17 protein-coding genes are annotated in these 19208 nt (G+C 37.3%); all 17 read right to left on the bottom strand.

What is annotated here, in order from left to right:
- Positions 1-169: 169 nt before the first annotated feature.
- Positions 170-820, bottom strand: a complete 651-nt coding sequence (locus AN161_RS27030; protein ID WP_053597421.1) for a TetR/AcrR family transcriptional regulator — start codon at positions 818-820, stop codon at positions 170-172.
- Between the two features lie 580 nt (positions 821-1400).
- The gene (locus AN161_RS30890) at positions 1401-1496 is read right to left on the bottom strand and encodes a putative holin-like toxin (RefSeq protein ID WP_220443508.1); all 96 of its coding nucleotides are present in this window, start codon (positions 1494-1496) and stop codon (positions 1401-1403) included.
- Between the two features lie 250 nt (positions 1497-1746).
- On the bottom strand, positions 1747-2799 hold the full coding sequence (locus tag AN161_RS27025; protein ID WP_053597406.1) for a hypothetical protein: 1053 nt from the start codon (positions 2797-2799) through the stop codon (positions 1747-1749).
- A gap of 174 nt (positions 2800-2973) precedes the next feature.
- Positions 2974-4080, bottom strand: coding sequence for an o-succinylbenzoate synthase (gene menC, locus AN161_RS27020; protein WP_053597405.1), 1107 nt, complete (start codon positions 4078-4080; stop codon positions 2974-2976).
- A 1-nt stretch (position 4081) separates the two neighbouring features.
- Complete coding sequence (locus AN161_RS27015) at positions 4082-4894, bottom strand: GNAT family N-acetyltransferase (RefSeq protein WP_053597404.1); 813 nt, start codon at positions 4892-4894, stop codon at positions 4082-4084.
- 60 nt (positions 4895-4954) lie between these two features.
- The gene (locus AN161_RS27010) at positions 4955-6070 is read right to left on the bottom strand and encodes a M20 peptidase aminoacylase family protein (RefSeq protein ID WP_053597403.1); all 1116 of its coding nucleotides are present in this window, start codon (positions 6068-6070) and stop codon (positions 4955-4957) included.
- A 5-nt stretch (positions 6071-6075) separates the two neighbouring features.
- Positions 6076-6942 (bottom strand): MurR/RpiR family transcriptional regulator, encoded by an 867-nt coding sequence (locus AN161_RS27005; protein ID WP_053597420.1) that lies wholly within the window; start codon positions 6940-6942, stop codon positions 6076-6078.
- A 902-nt stretch (positions 6943-7844) separates the two neighbouring features.
- On the bottom strand, positions 7845-8027 hold the full coding sequence (locus tag AN161_RS27000; protein WP_053597402.1) for a hypothetical protein: 183 nt from the start codon (positions 8025-8027) through the stop codon (positions 7845-7847).
- Between the two features lie 37 nt (positions 8028-8064).
- Positions 8065-9183, bottom strand: coding sequence for a hypothetical protein (locus AN161_RS26995; protein ID WP_053597401.1), 1119 nt, complete (start codon positions 9181-9183; stop codon positions 8065-8067).
- 3 nt (positions 9184-9186) lie between these two features.
- Positions 9187-9453, bottom strand: a complete 267-nt coding sequence (locus AN161_RS26990; protein WP_053597400.1) for a hypothetical protein — start codon at positions 9451-9453, stop codon at positions 9187-9189.
- A gap of 46 nt (positions 9454-9499) precedes the next feature.
- Entirely contained in the window at positions 9500-11689 is a 2190-nt protein-coding gene (locus AN161_RS26985; RefSeq protein WP_053597399.1) for a DNA topoisomerase III, read from the bottom strand.
- Between the two features lie 394 nt (positions 11690-12083).
- A complete protein-coding gene (locus AN161_RS26980; RefSeq protein ID WP_053597398.1) occupies positions 12084-13157 on the bottom strand; it encodes a glycosyltransferase family 2 protein in 1074 nt (357 codons plus the stop codon).
- 213 nt (positions 13158-13370) lie between these two features.
- On the bottom strand, positions 13371-14129 hold the full coding sequence (locus AN161_RS26975; RefSeq protein ID WP_053597397.1) for a hypothetical protein: 759 nt from the start codon (positions 14127-14129) through the stop codon (positions 13371-13373).
- A 1-nt stretch (position 14130) separates the two neighbouring features.
- Positions 14131-17913, bottom strand: a complete 3783-nt coding sequence (locus AN161_RS26970; protein ID WP_053597396.1) for an AAA domain-containing protein — start codon at positions 17911-17913, stop codon at positions 14131-14133.
- Between the two features lie 118 nt (positions 17914-18031).
- A complete protein-coding gene (locus tag AN161_RS26965; protein ID WP_053597395.1) occupies positions 18032-18586 on the bottom strand; it encodes an NADPH-dependent FMN reductase in 555 nt (184 codons plus the stop codon).
- A gap of 133 nt (positions 18587-18719) precedes the next feature.
- On the bottom strand, positions 18720-19019 hold the full coding sequence (locus AN161_RS29285; RefSeq protein ID WP_143115093.1) for a hypothetical protein: 300 nt from the start codon (positions 19017-19019) through the stop codon (positions 18720-18722).
- Positions 19016-19208, bottom strand: a 193-nt coding sequence (locus tag AN161_RS29280; RefSeq protein WP_198926955.1) for a hypothetical protein, incomplete at its 5' end; no start/stop codon positions are given. The genes AN161_RS29280 and AN161_RS29285, both read right to left, overlap by 4 nt.

Genomic DNA, 19208 nt, shown 5'->3' with positions numbered 1-19208 from the left:
TCAGACGACAGTTGCACACAAAAATCAATTTCGCCTTGGCGTAATTGCGTCCGGATTTTGAATTGTGCCAGCACAATTCATTCCTTTCAAAATCCGTGACATCCACCGGAGGCTTTATCTTCATTCAGTGGTAACTGAATGAAGATGAATACCGACTAGTCGGTTTGTTTTAAAAATTAATAAAACCAGTCTCTGCTGCTGGCTTCCCCTTTACCATAAATTGAACTGCTTCTTCCATTGCTTGTTCAGTGACAATCGCACGCAATACCATATCCGTAAATACCTCTGTAATTTCCTCCATTGTCAATGGACCTGTTTGTTTAAACCATTTGTATGTCCAGTTGATCATCCCAACAATAGCCATCGTTACAATAGTACAAGGTAGTTCTGTACGAAAATCCTTTGTTTGCTGGCCTTCCTCTATGACTTTTTGTAAAATATCCCGATATTGGTCTCGTTTATTATGAATAATTTCACTATATTCCTCTGGCAATGAACGACTTTCCTCATAAAAAACAGTAATATGTGCTTGATACATATCAAATACTTGTGTCAGCGTTTGTAGCATTGCACATAAACGAGTAATCGGTGTATCGTATTTGTCATATGCCTCCTGTGACCGTTTAATAACATAAGAAATAAATACATCATGAATTTCATACAATAGTTCATCTTTCGATTTAAAATTATGATAAAATCCACCCTTTGATGCACCAATATATTCGACAATGCGATCAACAGTTACATTGTGATAGCCATCTTGCTGAAATAGCACTACGGAAGCGTCAACAATGCGTTGTTTTAACGTTTTCTTTACCATAGGCATCTATCATCCTTCTTATAACTCTTTACTCCATCACTCCTTATAATTAGAAAAAGTTTTGGGCCATCCCATCTCTTGGTGATGAAACCTGATTTTTCTTAAATTATAAAAAAACTATGACACCATTAATATAGCATTCACAAAAATTGGTGTCTAGCAATAAAGTAGAATTAAAATACCTTTTGTGAGAATTTACATAACTTAAAGCAGAAAATAAAAACACCCTCGAATGTTTAATAGATACATTTACTGTATGATTGATCGTTTAATTTCATCACTACTATCATTCAAAAATTTTCGTTTGCACTGCGTATATTTTCTATAGATTTCTTTTTAGGATTTATGTATGCACCGAAACCGGTGGTAAAGGTGAAAACGGGGACAGTAGTGAGAAATTCATGTTAAATGGAATTGTTATGATATGATATGATATGATATAATATAAATAAGAAAAAACCGAATGGTGCTGATAACACCAAACGGTCTAAGTAACAAAACAAACGCTTCAAGAGCGATTGGCACAAAATTATAGAGTAAAAAGCACCCTACCCTATGGCCTAGGTTTGAAAGGGTGCTTTTACTTTTTTTGCGAAAAAGTAAAGGATAAAGCTAAGACAGCTACGATTAAAGTGCCAAGACCAATAGCTATGCTTAATGCTTCGAATATTGACATTAGCAATCCCTCCTTCCTCTCCGTTAACACTAGTAAATAAAATTACTAATGAGGAGTAAATAGAGAAGACTGCCAATCACCCTTAAAAACCTTTATTTTGTTATCCTCTAATTATACCATTCCTTCTATTAGAATTATAGATTGTCTACCAACTACAAGTCATTACTAGCCCTTATAACTACTAGATTTATAAATTTTTTTATTAATGTTCTTTTTAATCATTCATAATAATGACGGATATCGGTTATCCCTATGCAGTTGCCGTTATTTTACGTAGCCACGAGATGATAATCGCAATGATTAATGCAAAGCCTAAATACCCCATTGTTGAATATACTTTTCCAACCAATGTCGTAAACCCTACTAAACTTGCAGCAAAGCCTATTAAACCAATGACCACAATGCCTATTTTAAAATATTGATGATCAGGCGCTATAAAACGTACTGTAAATGCATAAAGCATTCCTACAGCTGTATTGTACATCATGCCTAATAAAGCAATGGACATTAAGACACCCACTGCAGGATGAATTTGTTTTGCTAGCTCTAATGTTGGCATTGCTACCCCACCAACAACGTCCATTTTAACAAACAAAGCAATATTAATAAGTATTATTAGAACACCAAGCATTAAACCGCCAAGAAAACCGCCTAAACCGGCAACCTTGCGCTCTTTTACTGTTCCACCCATAACAATTAACATCGCAGTACCAGCAGCTATGTTATAAGAAACATAGAGCAGTGCCCCCATTATCCAATTTGAAGCTGCAGATGTTTGTTCTTTCGCTAAAGCATTCTGTTCTGCAATTGTTAAGTCCATTGTGAAAATGGAGTAAATTAATATAATAAAAACGATTGCCATTAAATATGGTGTCACTAAAGCTATTATATTAATAATATTTTTTACATTTAATAGCAATGTTAAAATCGTCATGATTACCATAAAAATACTGCCAATCATCGGGCTTATTCCAAACATTTGCTCAAATGTTGACCCCGATCCAGCAAACATAACAACGGCAACACCAAATAAGAAAAACGTAATGACTATATCTAATAAAACCCCTACATAACGCCCACCAATTTGATATATAACCTCTTTATGTGATGTCGTTTGTGTGTCTGCTCCTAATTGCGCTAGACTCATCCCTAAAAATGCAAATGCGATTGTTGCGACAATTCCTCCTGCAATACCGTAAAGACCAAAGCTCGTAAAGTATTGCATAATTTCTTGTCCTGATGCAAAGCCAGCTCCAACGATTAATCCTACAAATGCGCCACCTATCTGCCAACTTTTTTTCATAGAACACCTACTTATCTATTTATATGAGCAAACTCATCAACTCTACTTCACCCTAGTGGCAGGCGGTTGCTTCTCCGTTGGAGTGACCGCCTTCTACTTCATGTACTAATCATCAATTTCTTGTCATTTTGTATGAAACAAGATCAATATTGAATTAATACTACTCAACCCGCATTATTTATATGTTTTCTGTGCTACTGTAAATGAATCGACCGTCTCTCTATTTACTTCATAGCCGATACCTGCCTTTTGAGGTACTTCAATATAGCCATCCTTCACCACTACTTCAGGATCAATGATATCCTTTTCCCAATAACGGCTTGAGCCTGCTGTATCTCCAGGTAAAATAAAATTCGATAATGTAGTTAATGCCACATTATGTGCACGACCAATACCAGACTCCAACATGCCTCCACACCAAACTGGAATATTATTTACTTCACAATAATCATGTATTTTCTTTGCTTCCGTTAAGCCACCAACTCGTCCGATTTTAATGTTAATAATTTTAGTGCTACCTAACTCAACAGCTTTACGTGTATCCTCTAATGAATGGATACTTTCGTCCAAGCAAATTGGCGTATCGATTAATTTTTGCAATGCTGCATGGTCAATAATGTCGTCTGACGCTAATGGTTGCTCAATCATTGTTAAATGAAAAGCATCCAGTTGCTTGAGCGTTTCGGCATCTGTAAGACGATAAGCTGAGTTCGCATCCGCCATAAACGCCACATCAGGGAACGTTTCACGTAATGTACGCATTACTTCTACATCCCAACCCGGCTTGATTTTAATTTTCATTCGTTTATAGCCCTCTTTAACAAAACCATCTACTAACGCTACTAAGTCCTCGATTGATTTTTGGATACCGATACTGATACCTACTTCAATTTTGTCCTTTTTGCCACCGAGTGCAGCTGCGAGTGATTGATTTGTCTGTTGGGCATAAATATCCCAAATAGCACCTTCAATCGTTGATTTCGCCATATTATTTTTGCGAATTGGTTGAAATAGCTCATTCACTTCATCTGGATGATGAATCTCTTTATTTAATATAAGAGGAATTAAGAAATCTTCTAGCATATGCCAATTCGTTTGAAGCGTTTCCTCGTTGTACCATGGAGAGTGGAACGCAACAGATTCTCCCCAACCAATAGTTCCTGATTCATCCTTTGCCTCTAAAACTAAAAAATCTTTATCATCAAATGTGCCAAAGCTAGTCGTAAATGGTTCTTTTAATTTCATCTTTACATGTCGAATTGTAATTTCTGTAATTTTCATATTAGTTTGCTCCTCCCAGACCTAAAGTTTCTAATTTTGCTAGAACATACTCGTTGTAATTTTCTCGCTGCTGCAATTGAACTGCCGCATAACCTTGTGCAAATAATCGTTGTAATATATGTCGCGTTTTGAAACGCCAGTCCAACGCTAATGCCGGATCTTGCGCCTTCAATACTTGAAAATCCTTTGGTACAGGCAATGTATAGAAATCCTCATTATATTTTAAATTTTCCGTCAATTCTAAGCGTGGAAAACCTTGCTCATTTAGTACATAGCTTGCCACTGGTATGACATTCGTTGCATCTATTGAAACCTTCTTGCCTACGTAATTAGAAGTTATATGCCAGCTCACCTCAAAACGATCTGAAGGCAGTCCCTTATTTAAGCCATCCTGCATTTCACCGTAGCAATTTTCTATATACGTATAACAAATACCATTTAATTTGGACAGATTTAGAAAACCATTACGCGTTTCAAGCGGATCAAAGGTCCACACCATTAAATCATAGCCTCGCTCAATAGCAATTGCTTGCTGGGCATATTTTAATTTTTCGCCTATTCCTTGAGAGCGGTAATTCTCATCTATCCCCAACATATGGGAGCATAAATAGCTTTTACCCTCTCGAAAACCCGAAAAGCCATAGCTAAAACCAACTAATTGATCACCATCATAGGCACCGACAACAACACCTCCATTTTTCACAGCTGTTAAAGTTTGATGAATTGGTATAGGAGGCATGCCCCAGACGTTATATTCCAATTGTTGAACTTGCTCAAGCTGTTCGATTGTCTTTATTTCCCTTACGTCAATCATTGCTATCACTTCTTTCTGTTCTTTATTCCGTATTAACGGCCAGTAAAATGAAGTTTCACTTTATAAAGCTCGTAAAATAGCTCTCGTGATAATGTTCACACCTGTAATAAGCCGCTCTCGATTAAACGTCATTTTCGGATGATGTAATCCGGGTGTTACACCACAACCTAAGCCCAGCATTGTTGCTTTAAGATTAGGACGCTCATACGTATAAAAATGAAAATCCTCTCCTCCCGGAGTGACGACTGGTAAAGCACATGCCTTTTCACCAACCACTTCAATAATAGCTGTATTCATATGCTGTAATGCCTCATCATTAACTAATGCTGCAACAATATGCGCATCTACATTTAAGGTGATTTTTGCACCATACATTGCTTCTATCGATGCCTTCACGCGTTCAATGCCTTTTGTGATAGCTTGCATTACTTCATTTGTTTGCGCCCTTGCATCAATGCTAAATGTTGCTTTCCCAGGAATAATATTCGTGGAGGTACCTCCTGCATTAAATTGCGTCATTTTGACCGACGCTGAGACATTCGGGTCCGTCCAAATTTTTTGTAGACCTTCGACAATCGCTGCCCCTACCTCAATAGCATTAATACCGAGTTCTGGTCGTGCACCATGTGCCTCTTCCCCTATAATTGTCCCAGTAAAAAGCTTTGCTGCACCGTGATACAATGCCGGGGCATACGTTCCGTCCTGTAATTCTTTTAACGGACGAACATGGACACCAAATAAGTATTCTAGATTATCAATAAGCCCCTTCTCAACGAATGCGCAAGCGCCCTGTGCCTTTTCTTCAGCAGGCTGGAAAAGAATACGTACCGCACCAGGAAGTAAATTCTCCATATCCTTTAACACTAGTGCCGTCCCAATGGCCATCGTCATGTGTCCATCATGACCGCAGGAATGATTAGCCTTAAATTCACCATCTACTTCCTGCCACAGTGCATCTATATCCGTACGAAATCCAACTCTCGGTGTCCCTTTCCCAATATCTACATACAGTCCAGTCATATCTTCGAAAAGCTGAGGCTTCATCTGCGCCTCCTTCAATAGATCTGCGATGTACTGCGTTGTCTTCTTCTCCTGCCAGCTAATTTCTGGATGCTCATGTAAATGTGTAAAAATCTCCGCCAATCTCGGCTGTAAATTTTGTAAAGCTTCGTTCATTTTATTCAACTCCATCGATTTGCTAAAAAGCTATTTTGGAAATCATCATATTTTACGCGCTGATTTTCATAATAGTCGTGATCTTGTGCCGTCATACCCGCAATTAATGTATTTAAAAATGAGATGAGAGCCGGCATAGCATCAATTGTAGACATTTCTTGTTGTTCATTCACAAAGGTAATCGTCGCATATTGCGTGATTGGTGCAATTTTAGAATCTGTAATACCAATAATCTCGCAATTTTTTTCCTGAATCTCAGCTGCAAATTGAATCGGCTCTTTAAAATAACGATGAAACGATAAAATAATGACCACACTATCCTCATCGATTTCTTGTAAAGCTCTAATGATTTCACTAGTTTCAAAATCTAAAAGCACAACGTTAGGACGTAACATATTTAACGTAAAATACAGCCATTGTGCCGCTAAATGGGAGGAGCCATTCCCAGCAATATAGATTTTTTTCTTCGTATGTAGCAGGATGGCAGCACGATTAAAATCTTCTTCGTTAATGCTCTTAGCAACGTTTAAAATACTCGATGCATCCTTTTCCATCGTTTTTTCATAAAAACGTGGCGTTTCAAAAAGTGCCTGCTTCGATTGCAAATAATTTTGCAAGCTACTAGTATGTCCTTCATTGAATAAGTGCATCGTTACCTCACGCTGCAACTCAGCGTAACCTGATAATCCTATTGCGTAACAAAAGCGGATGACCGTCGTTTCACTCACACCGGCTTTTTCCCCTACATATGCAGCTGAATGAACACCGACAGTCTGCAAATTTTTGAGGATAAAGATCGCTACCCTTTGCTGACTTTTTGAAAGCTCCTGATATTTATTTTGAATGACTTGTTGAATTGTTTGATTTTCCACCAAAGAAGTGCATCCTTTTTATTTTATTTTTTGAAGTTTAAACTTCATTTTCATGTTACATACAGTAGCACAGTTTTTTTCACAATTCAATATATTTTCTGAAATTTCTGTTTATGTGAATTTAAGACTTTTAAATATCGAAAATAAATATCCAAAAAATATCGGTTCTCTAACAACAAAATATCTTTCATCATTTTTTATATACAAGTGTAAATGTCAAAATAATAATGTACATTTTTGCTTGTCTAATCATGTACACTTTCACTGATTTACTAAGTTTCTATACAAGTGCGTGAATAATTACAACTTGACACGGAGCCTCTACTCGCATGATTCGATAGCCTAGAACCCAGCTATATCAAGGGCTGGCTAACCGTTCAAGGCTATCATGCTCGCCACTCCCTGTAAAGTTGTAATATACAAAAGAAATCAAAAACGTACTTGGTTAAACAAGCATTTTTGTACATATTTATTTCAACGTTTATAACAAGCAACTATCTCTATAAAAACAGACATCAATGTTATACAATGCACATAAAAAAACTGAAATGCACAGTGTATTTCAGTTTTTTTAAAATCTATCTTTTTTACATATAAATTCTCAAATTCCAATCTACCCCAATATATAGAGTGATTTTGATTTTTTAAAAATGGTCCAAATCTCCCGTTTATCTCATACTGCTTAGACATATTAAAAGGAACAAATTTTTCTTTCTCGACTTAAGCATACAAAAAATAACCGTTCATCTTCTTACATTTTTTCAATGGTTGGCCAGACCTGACTTGAGTTCTTTTATTGTCCAGAGCTAAAAGCTTTCCGGCCCCCCTAGCATAGCAGGGGGTTTTCAAGGCACACAAAAAATGCTCATGCGACAATGCACATGAGCAATATAAGACAAATATTAAAGCCAGTTTGATTCAATTCCATAATAGTTTAAAGCAAATCCACGTTGAGGAGTATCTTGTTTGTTAGTAGACGCTTGAATACTTTTCCCAAATTTTTCTTCATACCTTTTAGCAAAAGCTTCTCTACGTTGTCTTTGGACATCTTCAATTGTTAAAGCTTTTTTAGGTTCAATAGTCATATCTAACACCTCCTTATTTATTATAACATGCATTTCTTTAGTTATTCATAAAATTAAATTCATTTTTAACCAATTCAATGAATTTATCAGTATCGTTTTCAACTTTTTGAAATCTACTTCGTTCGTCAAGGTTAGAATCTCCATGATGAGCTAAGACAAACACTGATTTTTCCCCATTAGGATTAATGACCTGTACATTAGAATATAACCTATTCTTTTTTGAGTCTGAAAAACCTTTATATTCAAAATAGACTCTCTTAGATTGTATATCTATATAATCTCTTAATAAAAACGTCGCTATTTCAATACCTGATTTTCTTCGATTAATTTGATGTAATTGTTCCTCCGAAAATGGAAGTGGTGGAGACATAGATAAACCAATCTCCAGTAATTCTTTTAGGATTAGAAGTAATTGATATTTCATAGCATCTTCATCAGTATATTCACTAATTTGTTTATCATATAGTTCTTCAGTCCATTGAAAGAATAAATTTTCTACATAATTGTAATCATCGTCTTTTAAATTTTTAGTATGTACACTTTGTTGACTTAACGCATATGCCTTAAGCAATCGCTGGACATCCTCTGTATTAAATAAATAATAGCCTTGAGCAACTGTATTTAAATCTGCACTTTCTCGTATAAAGCTATTTTTACCCTGAATATTAATAATAATTCCATTACCGTTAATATAAGTACTATACACGTAACGTTGAATTGAAATAAGATTAGAATTATTTTTCACAAAACTTTCCATGAATTTCTGAGAATTTTGTTCTTTATAAAACTTATCTAGATCGCTATAACTTTTCCAAAGTTCTTTTGTGTCCGATTTCAGATCTTCCTTAAGTGCAAAAATTCTATCATTTTTTCCATTAAGATGATTTAAGAGCATAATTAAAGTTATTAGAAAACCAACGATTATTATAATTATATAATCAGATGAAGCCTCGGTTATCTTTATTTTTAGAGAATCGTCTAGAGTTAAAGCTAAAGAAAGAACTGCTAATATTATACTCAATAAATTTATTATATACTGAGAATTAATTGTTTTTTTGATTTTACCTATTTTAATTGTATTTAAGATCTCTTTTAAAGATTGGTTATAAAACACTAAAAAAACCATTAATATCAAGCCGGCTATAACGTATTTCAATTATTACCCCTTCTTTTTATTATGTTTTTTGTTTTCAATCTTCCTTAACTCTTTGTTTAAATTACCACCATTTAAAGTGGTTTCTTCATAAAAATAAATATAAATTCCATTAGGAAATTTATAGTACTTACAAAAACTAACGTAATCATCTTTATGCATTACTACAGAAATAGAAAGAAAATAGAGAACTATTTCGGAAATCAATAAAATAAGACCACGAGGAAAAGAAATACATATTTCCTTTTCTCGTGTATAAATTTGTTTCATCATACTATGAGGAGGTTAATCCCATCTGAAAAACTAATCCCTCAAAATTTTAATCAAACTTCATCCCTTTTAACAAATCCGCAAACGCATTATTAATCGGTTCAGCTTCTTTTTCTTGCTGCTTCATGTATTTTTGTACACTGCGCTTATCTACTTTGCCACCACCTTCTTTTTTACGACGGGCTTCAAATGCAGATAACTTTTCGCGATAACCACATTTACATACGAAGATTTGGCCATCACCTTCACCACGTAGTTCTAGCTTTTTCTTACATTGTGGGCATCTTGCGTTGGTAACACGTGATACGTTTTTGCGATGACCACAATCACGATCTTGGCAGACAAGCATTTTGCCTTTTTTACCGTTGACTTCAAGCATTGGCTTGCCACAATCAGGACAAGATTTTGTTGAGATATTGTCATGCTTATATTTTTTATCACTTGCTTTAATTTCAGCAACTATTTCTTTCGTGTGCTTTTTCATTTCATTGATGAACACGTCTTTTTTCAACTTACCTTTTGAAATTAGCTCAAGCTTTTGCTCCCACTCAGCTGTTGTCGTAGGGGAACGTAATTCTTCAGGCACTAAGTCCAGCAATTGACGACCTTTTGAAGTAATATAAATGTCTTTGCCGCCACGTTTTTCGATTAAGAATGAATTAAATAGCTTTTCGATAATATCTGCTCGTGTTGCAACTGTTCCTAACCCGCCTGTTGATTTCAACGTATCTACAAGTTTCTTGTCGTTCGTTTCCATATACTTCGTAGGATTTTCCATAGCAGATAGTAATGTCGCCTCTGTAAAACGTGCTGGTGGCTTTGTTTGACCAGATGTTTGGGCAATTAGCTTTGTTTTTAACACTTGTCCTTGTTCTAAACGAGGAAGCAGTTGCTCTTTGACATCATCCGTTGATTCTTCATCATCAAAACGATTTTGATATACTTCTTTCCAACCAGCATTTGTTACGGTTTTCCCTTTGGCAATAAATTTCTCATTACCGATTTGAGCTTGTACTGTTAATTGCTCATATTCTTGTGCTGGGAATAATACAGCTAAAAATCGTTTTACTACTAAATCATAAATTTTACGCTCTTTATCATTGAATGCCGATAAGTTCACATAGCCTTCAGTTGGAATAATGGCATGGTGATCGGATACTTTACTGTCATCTACAAATGATTTACTTGCTTTAATCGGCTTAGTTAAAATTTTATTCGTTAATGTACGATATTCGCCAATGCCACATGCTTTTAGACGCTCAGGTAATGTGCCCACAATATCAGATGATAAATAACGTGAATCCGTACGAGGGTATGTCAGCACTTTATGAGATTCATATAGCTTTTGCATAATATTTAATGTTTCTTTTGCAGAATAGCCAAACAATTTATTGGCATCTCGTTGTAATTCTGTTAAATCATAAAGACCTGGGGCAAATGATTTTTTAGGCTTGCGGTCAATTGAAGCAATCTTTGCATCTTGATTGCCTAATGCTTTGACAATAACGTCGATTTTTTCTTTATTAAAGCTACGTGAATTACCGTTTGCGTCTTGCCAAGTAAGCTTTAACGAATCTGTTTGCGCTTCAATACCGTAGTACGTTTGCGGGTTGAAGTTTTTAATTTCATCTTCGCGTGCAGCAATCATTGCAACAGTTGGGGTTTGAACACGGCCACAGTTCAGCTGTGCATTAAATCTTGTTGTTAAAGCACGTGTCGCATTTAATCCGATATACCAGTCTGCCTCAGAACGAGCGACAGCAGCAGCATATAAATTTTCGTAGTTTTTACCCGGTTTTAAATTAGCAAATCCTTCTTTGATGGCTTTATCTGTGACAGATGAAATCCATAAACGTTTAATTGGCTTTTTCACATTTGCCTTTTCTATAATCCATCGAGCAACTAATTCACCTTCACGCCCAGCATCAGTAGCCACAATGATTTCATTGACATCATTACGTGTTAACTGTGATTTCACTGCGTTAAACTGTTTGCCTGTTTGCTTCATAACCACAAGTTTCATGCGCTCTGGCAACATTGGAAGGTCTTCTAAATTCCATGTTTTATATTTATTATCGTAGGCTTCTGGATCAGCTAATGTCACTAAATGCCCTAATGCCCAAGTAACTATATATTTGTCACCTTCTAAAAATCCGTTCCCTTTTTTATTACATTTCAATACATTTGCTATATCACGTGCAACTGAAGGTTTTTCAGCTATAACTACAATTTTAACCATATATTCGTACTCCTTTACTAACTATGTACTGTCTAATATACCATAAGTTCGGGGCAGCAAATGTTTTAGAGCCATCTACTTAGTGTCAATCATAGTCATTGTCTGAGGACTGATCGGGTAAAATGATTAATTTAAAGAGCAAACTCAAAATTAGCGTGAATTTGCTCTTTTTCTATGCTTCAAAAAAATGTTGACGATGAACTGCATACTCAAACTCTTAAAACATATGTTGAGTTAACAGAATGTTCACAAAATCGAAAGGGGATGAATGAATGGATGCTCGAACTTTCAGACCTCGGAATGTGATTTTTATGACAATTGTTGTTTTTGTATCGATGTTAATTGGTTACGGTATATATATTAATTTTATTGATGTTCCCTTCCCATGACGGGCTTACTTCTTTAACTGAGTTAACAAGTATTTTCGGTTGTCTAGTATGCGCTGATCATTTGGCTTAAATTTACGTGCTGCCTCATTATGCTGATGTGCATTTTCATAGAGACGCAAACGATTGTATAACAAACTTAACTGTAAATGTGGAAGCCATGTGGAATAAGCGGGCTTATGAGTAGCCATTGTCTGTTCTATAGATTGCTGTAACGCTTGTGAATACCAATAAATAGCCTCTTTATTTTTCAATTGCTCCATAAAAAAATGACCAATTCGACAGCATATTTCTGGTCTTGGTCGATCATATAATAATGATTGTAAAATAGCTTGGGTTGCTTGTTTTGAATCGTGTAGCTGTTGGTAGCAATCCGCTAAATTTAAGCAAGCTTGAATTTGATCATCGGCAGAGCCTTTTGTGGAATCAAGGAAATTATGATAGTGATTAATAGCTTCTAAAAATCGCTGATGAACTTTAAGCTCATTTGCGTAATGAAAAGTTTCTCTAGCTGAAAATGGGTGCCCTTCTTTCTTTAAACGCTCATAAATAGTAATATTGCGATAAATATCGCTTTTTCTTGGCAAATGTGTAACGGCTATATCGCTATGATAGAGCTGGCCTGTTACATCTAAATACTCATGGACGGCACCCTGCCACTGAAAATTACGTGCACGTTTTACGAGACGAAATCTTTTTTCACTAGTTTCTACGCAGCCATCTGCATCTAGCGTTACATAATAATCCATTAAAACAGCATCTACGTTAGGATGATAAAGAGATTGCTTAAGTTGTAGGAGCTTGTGCTGATGTTCTGTCGTCATAACATCATCTGCATCGAGCCATAAAATAAAATCTTTTGTAGCTCGCTGAAAGGAAAAGTTTCGTGCTTTTGCAAAATCATCACACCATGTAAAGTCAAAAATTCGAGAGGTATAGCTTTGGACGATATCTTTTGTACGATCAGTTGAGCCCGTATCAATAATATTGATTTCATCCACTAAATGCTGAACGGAATCTAGGCATCTTTCAATAATACATTCTTCATTTTTGACAATCATACATAAACTAATCGTAAACATCTGTCCCCTCCTTTTTTTGTATTAATATATGCAAGCTTAAAAATTTATCGAGGCTTTTTTCCATTTTATCGCCCTATTTTTTGAATTTATCGCTCAACTTTGTTCATTTATCACCTAACTTTTATAATTTATCACCCAACTTTTCCGCTTTATCGACATACACCTAAAAAAGCAAAACAAAAAAACGAACGCTTTACACGTTCGTTTTTTGTTTTATAAGTATTGCTTACGCCACTCTAGTTGTTCTTTTTCTGTGAGCTGTTGCTCTAGGTGAGGATCCCATTGATTTAACAGCGAGTTCCATACACGAACAAATACAATATCCTGCTCTTTATCGTGAAGGACAAATTCAAGGCATGGGATATCATTAATTTGTTTTGCGTCGGTTTGAACAATCTTTGAAATTATTTTTTGAGAGGCTCCAACTTCAGCTTCTTCGTCATCTTCTTGCTGTAACGCTTCTATTAACATTGACTCTTCAAATTGCTCCTGCTGCTCAGCCTCTTTGTCCACATAGCGATATAGCTCTGGTAGATCATCATATTCTTCCATATTGTCCTCGCCGACAGCAAGAAATGCAAGGTGACACGGACTATAGTAAAGGGTCGCCAATTCAATATCTAGCTCCTCTTCAAAGATGCCACGTTCCAGCTGTTTCTGCCCTTTAGATGTTAATCTATAGAAGCCTTCCCCGTTATCAATGAGACTTACTCGAGACATTAATGATACTAAATCCTCAATAAATAGCGGATCGACTAGTAATAACTCACTTAATTCCAGTGCACTTCCAAAATCCGCTTCCTGTATGCTGATTAACAGCATTGTCATCAAGACATCCATAGTGGAACGACGAACTGGCTCATAGGCCGCTTCTACCGTTCGAATCGGGATGCACCATTCATTGGTTTTAACGATTTTAATATTTCGATTTTGCTGAAGTTCACGCATTAAGCGCTGCTGTAATTTTGACAATCTACATCACCTGTCCTTCATGATCACGTAAGCCATTATAGGATTTCACTGTCTCTAACAGATTGCTATACATCTCTCGTGTATCTTGATGCTTCGCACGTTTGGTAAACATTTCAGCACTTCCGACAAGTAGTAATAGCTCACGGGCACGAGATAAGGCAACGTTTAAGCGACGGTAATCTTTTGCAAAGCCAACGTCTCCCCCTTTAGGTGTGTTACGAACCATACTGACTAATATGACGTCCATCTCCATCCCTTGGAACTTATCGACTGTCCCAGTTCTAAATTGAAGATGTGGTAGCTGTAATTCCTGTTGCAGAAGGCGATTAATTTTCTTTACTTGCTCCCCGTAGAAGCTAATAACCCCAACGCTTTTTTGTGCATCTTGAGGCATGCGTCCCTCTGCTTTAGCTTCGATAACAGCTGTATTCAAATCGGTTAAAATACGTCGAATAGTTTGTAATTCACCCTCATTGTAGCGACTCGTTCCGCCCTTTACTTGCTCCTCTAAATAAGGTTTTTCGGTTGGAATATCGACCCATAGCAAATGATCATCACGTTTAACAAATTGCCCTTCTAAGCAATGGTCTCGTGTTGCATCTGAATCTGGCAAACCACATTGTAGGCCATTTTCCTCTTTTGCGTAAAATGGTGTAATACTGTGCATAATTTTTTCATGCATTCGGTACTGCAATGCCAGCATTTGCTTATGAGTTTGCGGCAAGTTATTAAATAAGCGTTCAAATAGCGATTCTCGCAGTAAATTTTTTAATTCCTGCGCCCCGTCAAAGTTTGGACTTTCATCTAGCATCGCCTTTAACGTTTCCTCCAACGTATCATCTCCAAGTAGTGGAGGTAGCTGATGATGATCGCCCACTAAAATAACTTTTTTACCCTTAAGCATCGGTAATAGTAGCTCTGGTGGTGTTGCCTTTGATACTTCATCGATAATGACAACATCAAATGTCGGGTAGTTTTCCATAAATTCCTTACTTGCTGAAGCGACGCATGTTGTACCGATAACATTCGCATGACGCACATATAATTTACGAATTTCATCCAAATCATATTCTGTAGCGTTTTGTAGCTTGTCACGCCATTGCTCTTGTAATTTTTTTCGAAGAGGCAGCTGCTGTTCCTTGCGCTGTAATTCCTCTATCGCTGTTTTGGAGGATGCAATTGCTTCCTCTACTTCCTCTGAAGTACGCTCTGGTGTTGATTGTAGAAGGTTTGTGTAAGCTGTGAGCTGCTTCTCCTTCTTCAATCCAGCAATATTAATTTCTTTAATACTTTCTTCTAATTGTGCTAGCTGCTGTTCAATTTCTTGTAAGCTAGTCTGCGCTGTTTGAAGTGCCGCTCTCTTTGGTAGGAGCTGTGTATTAGCTTGTTCAACCGCCTCAAGCTGTTGACGTGCTGTTTGAAGAGAAGATTTTGATTGCGATACAAGCATTTTTAAATGCTCTACAGACTCCTCTGGCTCAGTATCAATTTGGAACGTCTCAGCTAACTGCTGAAGTCGTTCTGTATGCTGTAAATATGGCTGCAATTGTCGCTGTAAGCTTTGAACATCAAAGCTCGTAATCGCACACTCTTGATGTAATAAGCCTCCAATCCCTTTACGCAATGACTCAAATTCCTGATCTTTATGCTCTTGTTGTTGTTTGAGAGCTACACCTTTTTGCCAGACAAAATCACGACGCATATATAATCCGAGCAAGAAACTCTCAAGTTGCTCGGCAGATGGTGTTTGATCATCTTCAAAGGATTTATTGAGCTGGGCAAAAACACCTGTTAGATTTTGCAACGAAAACGATTGAACTGGCTGTAATCTACTTTTAGCAAGAGCACGTTCCTTTTCTTCATCTGACGCCAATGCCTCAAGCTTTGCGATCGCTTTTTGTAGCCGAGAATTGATGGTTGCCCATGCCTCTAAATCTTTAGCATCCTCTAAATGCTGTATACGACTAATTTGCTGTGACAGCACATAGGATGGGCGAATGTGATAGTGCTGTAAAAATCGTTGAATTCGCTCATAGGACGTTAAAGTATCGATATATTTTTCAGCTTCCTTCATTGATCGAAGACGATTACTTTCCTCTTCATATTTCAATTGGAAATCTTTGAACTGCAGTGCCAGATGCTGCTTTTGCTCTTGCAGCTCCTTATATTGAGTAGCTGCTTCCAGTTGCTCAACCTTTTGAGTAGTTTCTTCTATAGTAAGTTTTAGCTGTTCTACTGATGGGTTATCAGCAAGGGCCTGCTCAAGCGATTTTACAGTAGGCTCGATTTGCGCCAGTTGTTTTTCGTAATGCTCTTTATGTGCCTCGTTCTCCTGCTGCTCAGCTTTTGCTGCCTTTAATTCTTTTTTTAACGCTTGTATTTCCTGCTGTAAAATCGGCTCGTCAATTGCGGCCTGTTCTTTTGCTGCTATTTCTTTTGTTAGTTCCTCAAGCCATGCCTCAAGCTTTTCTAGCTCTTCTTCAGCTTTGATAATACTAGATTTTAGTTCTTGCTCACGTTGTGTAAAGGCTGTGATTTCCTCTTCTATCGCTATGAGAGTTTGCTCACGCCAATGAAGCGCAACATTTTCCTCAATAAATTTTTTACCTTCTTCTTCAATGCTCTCGGTTCTACCATAGCGTAAAATTCGAATTTCTTGATTAGAGAGAAGTCGCCCTAATGCATTATCAACTGCTAGATTTGATTGAGAAGCTACAAGTGTTTTTAAGCCCGCCTTGACATTTTGCTGACAAATTTCAGAAATAACGGTTGTTTTCCCTGTGCCAGGAGGTCCTTGAATCACATACAAATCTTCAACAGACAATGCTCCTAAAACAGCCCGTCTTTGATATTCGTTTAAATTATTGTGAAAAACAATATCCTCTCGAAGCTTTGATGTTCGAACAGTTGGGCGTTTTTCAAATAGTATTGTCTCTAAATTGGGGTTAACCGCCTCACCCTTTTCTAGCTTTGTAAAACCATTGCGTAATCGTCTAATTTGACTCAATGTCGCAAAATTACTAAAGCTTGCTTGCTTAGAACGAAGGTTAAGCTGATCTTTACGTGATAAATCCTGCACAAAAGGTTTTAAGTCAATTTCTACTGTCTGCTTCCTTGCATTAGCCTTTAACACTTGTCCAATTTCACCGCGTACCCCTTGAATACTCACACTTAACCCTTCAAGCTTCTTCCATTCCTTCGATTTTATATAAGGGCAGACAATTGTCAGCCTAGTAAAATCTTCATTAAAATAGCTTTGCTTAAACTCTGTATGAATATCATCAATAGTCGCATCACGTTCTTGAATTTTTAAATAGCCTTCCCAGCTCGAGATACGCTTTTTCACATATTCTGTGCGCTCCTCAGCTATCGGTAGCTCTCTTATTTTTTTATGAAGATCGAGCGGAATCCCTGCTCCATTATTAGGTCTTGTAACGAATTGTAATGCTACTGGTAGGCGTCGATTTGTATTGATTGGGCCTCGCATATGTACAAAACGGAGATTTGTAGCTAGCAATCCTTCAACCTTTAGCACGCAATCCATAATGGCTGTTTTCTCTGCAAGGACGTCGGTTAACTTTTCATTTTGCTCTGCATTAAAATAAATCGATAAAAACGTTTCACCAGGCGTTTTTGCTTTGCGCTTTTCGATGTAGACGGTGAATGTTTTTTGTAACGCAAAAAAGGCATGCTCATTTGCTGAGCATTCCTCTACCGCTTCCTTCGCCTTATTAGTCAAAATCAGACTACAGCGTTGTTTTTCTAGTATAGCGATGTCCTGCATGAGCAGCCCTCCCTTCCGTTTCACTAAAGTTCTATTTTATCACATCATAAAAGAATACTTGAAAAGAAAAATCCCCTGCACAGTGATTTCCTTCCACGGTACAGGGGATAACTTTATTTTAATGTTGATCAATCGTTTCTTTCGGCAATGTTTTGCTCATTTCACAGTACTGCACAAAAACACGAGCCAATTCACGTAAACGATTATGAACATCTTCGTCTACAATATTATTATCTGCATCAAAATGAGATGTGTGTGTGTATACATAGTTCGGAGTTACAAGTGCACGAAAGTAGTCTAAAATTGGTTTCAACTGATTTTCTACTACTAAATGGTGCTGATACGTGCCACCATTTGCTACGATCGATACTGGTTTATAGCGCATTGTTTTTGGATGCAAGAAGTCAAATGCATTTTTCAAAACGCCCGGAATTGATGCTTGGAAAATCGGTGTAGCGATAATATACGCATCCGCTTCTTCAAATTTTTGAATCATTTTCTTCATATCATCGTTTAATGGTGAACCGTCTACAATTTGATGCTTATATTGACTAAAATGCATAATTTCTAATTCGAAACTAGCATCTAATTCTTTAACATATTGCTCCACTTGCTCTAAAATAGCACCTGTTTTACGACCAAACATTGTGCCATCAACGAGTAAAATTTTCATTTTCACTTTGCCTCCACTTTCATCTTCTACAATAGTATTGTAACAAATGAGAAGAGGCACGAAAAGAATTGTAGTGGTTAAAACCGTAAATTCAGTCTTTAGGCGGAACGTAGTTTACACAAGAAATATTGCTTCAGAAAGAGACTTTGGAATGGCGATTACTTTTGATTAAAATAATATTTGGCTCATAACGTGTGGTTGATTTCCGTTCCGGCTGGGCGCTTTGTTGCTGCAGGCGGCATTTCCCCTGCTTCCGCGGGTATTCACCTTGCTTCCGCGGGTATTCGCCTTGCTTCCGCGGGTATTTGCTTTGCTTCCGCGGGTATTCACCCTGCTTCCGCGGGTATTCGCCTTGCTTCCGCGGGTATTCACTGCTTCCGCGGGTATTCGCCTTGCTTCCGCGGGTATTCGCCTTGCTTCCGCGGGTATTCACTGCTTCTGCGGGTATTCACCTTGCTTCCGCGGGTATTCACCCTGCTTCCGCGGGTATTTGCTTTGCTTCCGCGGATATTCACCTCGCTTCCGCGGGTATTCACCCTGCTTCCGCGGGTATTCGTCTTGCTTCCGCAGGTATTCACCCTGCTTCCGCGGGTATTCACCTTGCTTCCGCGGGTATTTGCCT

The organism is Lysinibacillus sp. FJAT-14222 (genome assembly GCF_001278875.1).
In the GTDB taxonomy this organism is placed as follows: domain Bacteria; phylum Bacillota; class Bacilli; order Bacillales_A; family Planococcaceae; genus Lysinibacillus; species Lysinibacillus agricola.
This window is presented reverse-complemented; position numbering and strand designations above follow the sequence as displayed.

Bases quoted from the DNA above. Each gene is read 5' to 3' on its own strand.
- AN161_RS27030 (WP_053597421.1), bottom strand. From the start codon at position 820: ATGGTAAAGAAAACGTTAAAACAACGCATTGTTGACGCTTCCGTAGTG.
- AN161_RS30890 (WP_220443508.1), bottom strand. From the start codon at position 1,496: ATGTCAATATTCGAAGCATTAAGCATAGCTATTGGTCTTGGCACTTTA.
- AN161_RS27025 (WP_053597406.1), bottom strand. From the start codon at position 2,799: ATGAAAAAAAGTTGGCAGATAGGTGGCGCATTTGTAGGATTAATCGTT.
- menC (WP_053597405.1), bottom strand. From the start codon at position 4,080: ATGAAAATTACAGAAATTACAATTCGACATGTAAAGATGAAATTAAAA.
- AN161_RS27015 (WP_053597404.1), bottom strand. From the start codon at position 4,894: ATGATTGACGTAAGGGAAATAAAGACAATCGAACAGCTTGAGCAAGTT.
- AN161_RS27010 (WP_053597403.1), bottom strand. From the start codon at position 6,070: ATGAACGAAGCTTTACAAAATTTACAGCCGAGATTGGCGGAGATTTTT.
- AN161_RS27000 (WP_053597402.1), bottom strand. From the start codon at position 8,027: ATGACTATTGAACCTAAAAAAGCTTTAACAATTGAAGATGTCCAAAGA.
- AN161_RS26990 (WP_053597400.1), bottom strand. From the start codon at position 9,453: ATGATGAAACAAATTTATACACGAGAAAAGGAAATATGTATTTCTTTT.
- AN161_RS26985 (WP_053597399.1), bottom strand. From the start codon at position 11,689: ATGGTTAAAATTGTAGTTATAGCTGAAAAACCTTCAGTTGCACGTGAT.
- AN161_RS26980 (WP_053597398.1), bottom strand. From the start codon at position 13,157: ATGTTTACGATTAGTTTATGTATGATTGTCAAAAATGAAGAATGTATT.
- AN161_RS26970 (WP_053597396.1), bottom strand. From the start codon at position 17,913: ATGCAGGACATCGCTATACTAGAAAAACAACGCTGTAGTCTGATTTTG.
- AN161_RS26965 (WP_053597395.1), bottom strand. From the start codon at position 18,586: ATGAAAATTTTACTCGTTGATGGCACAATGTTTGGTCGTAAAACAGGT.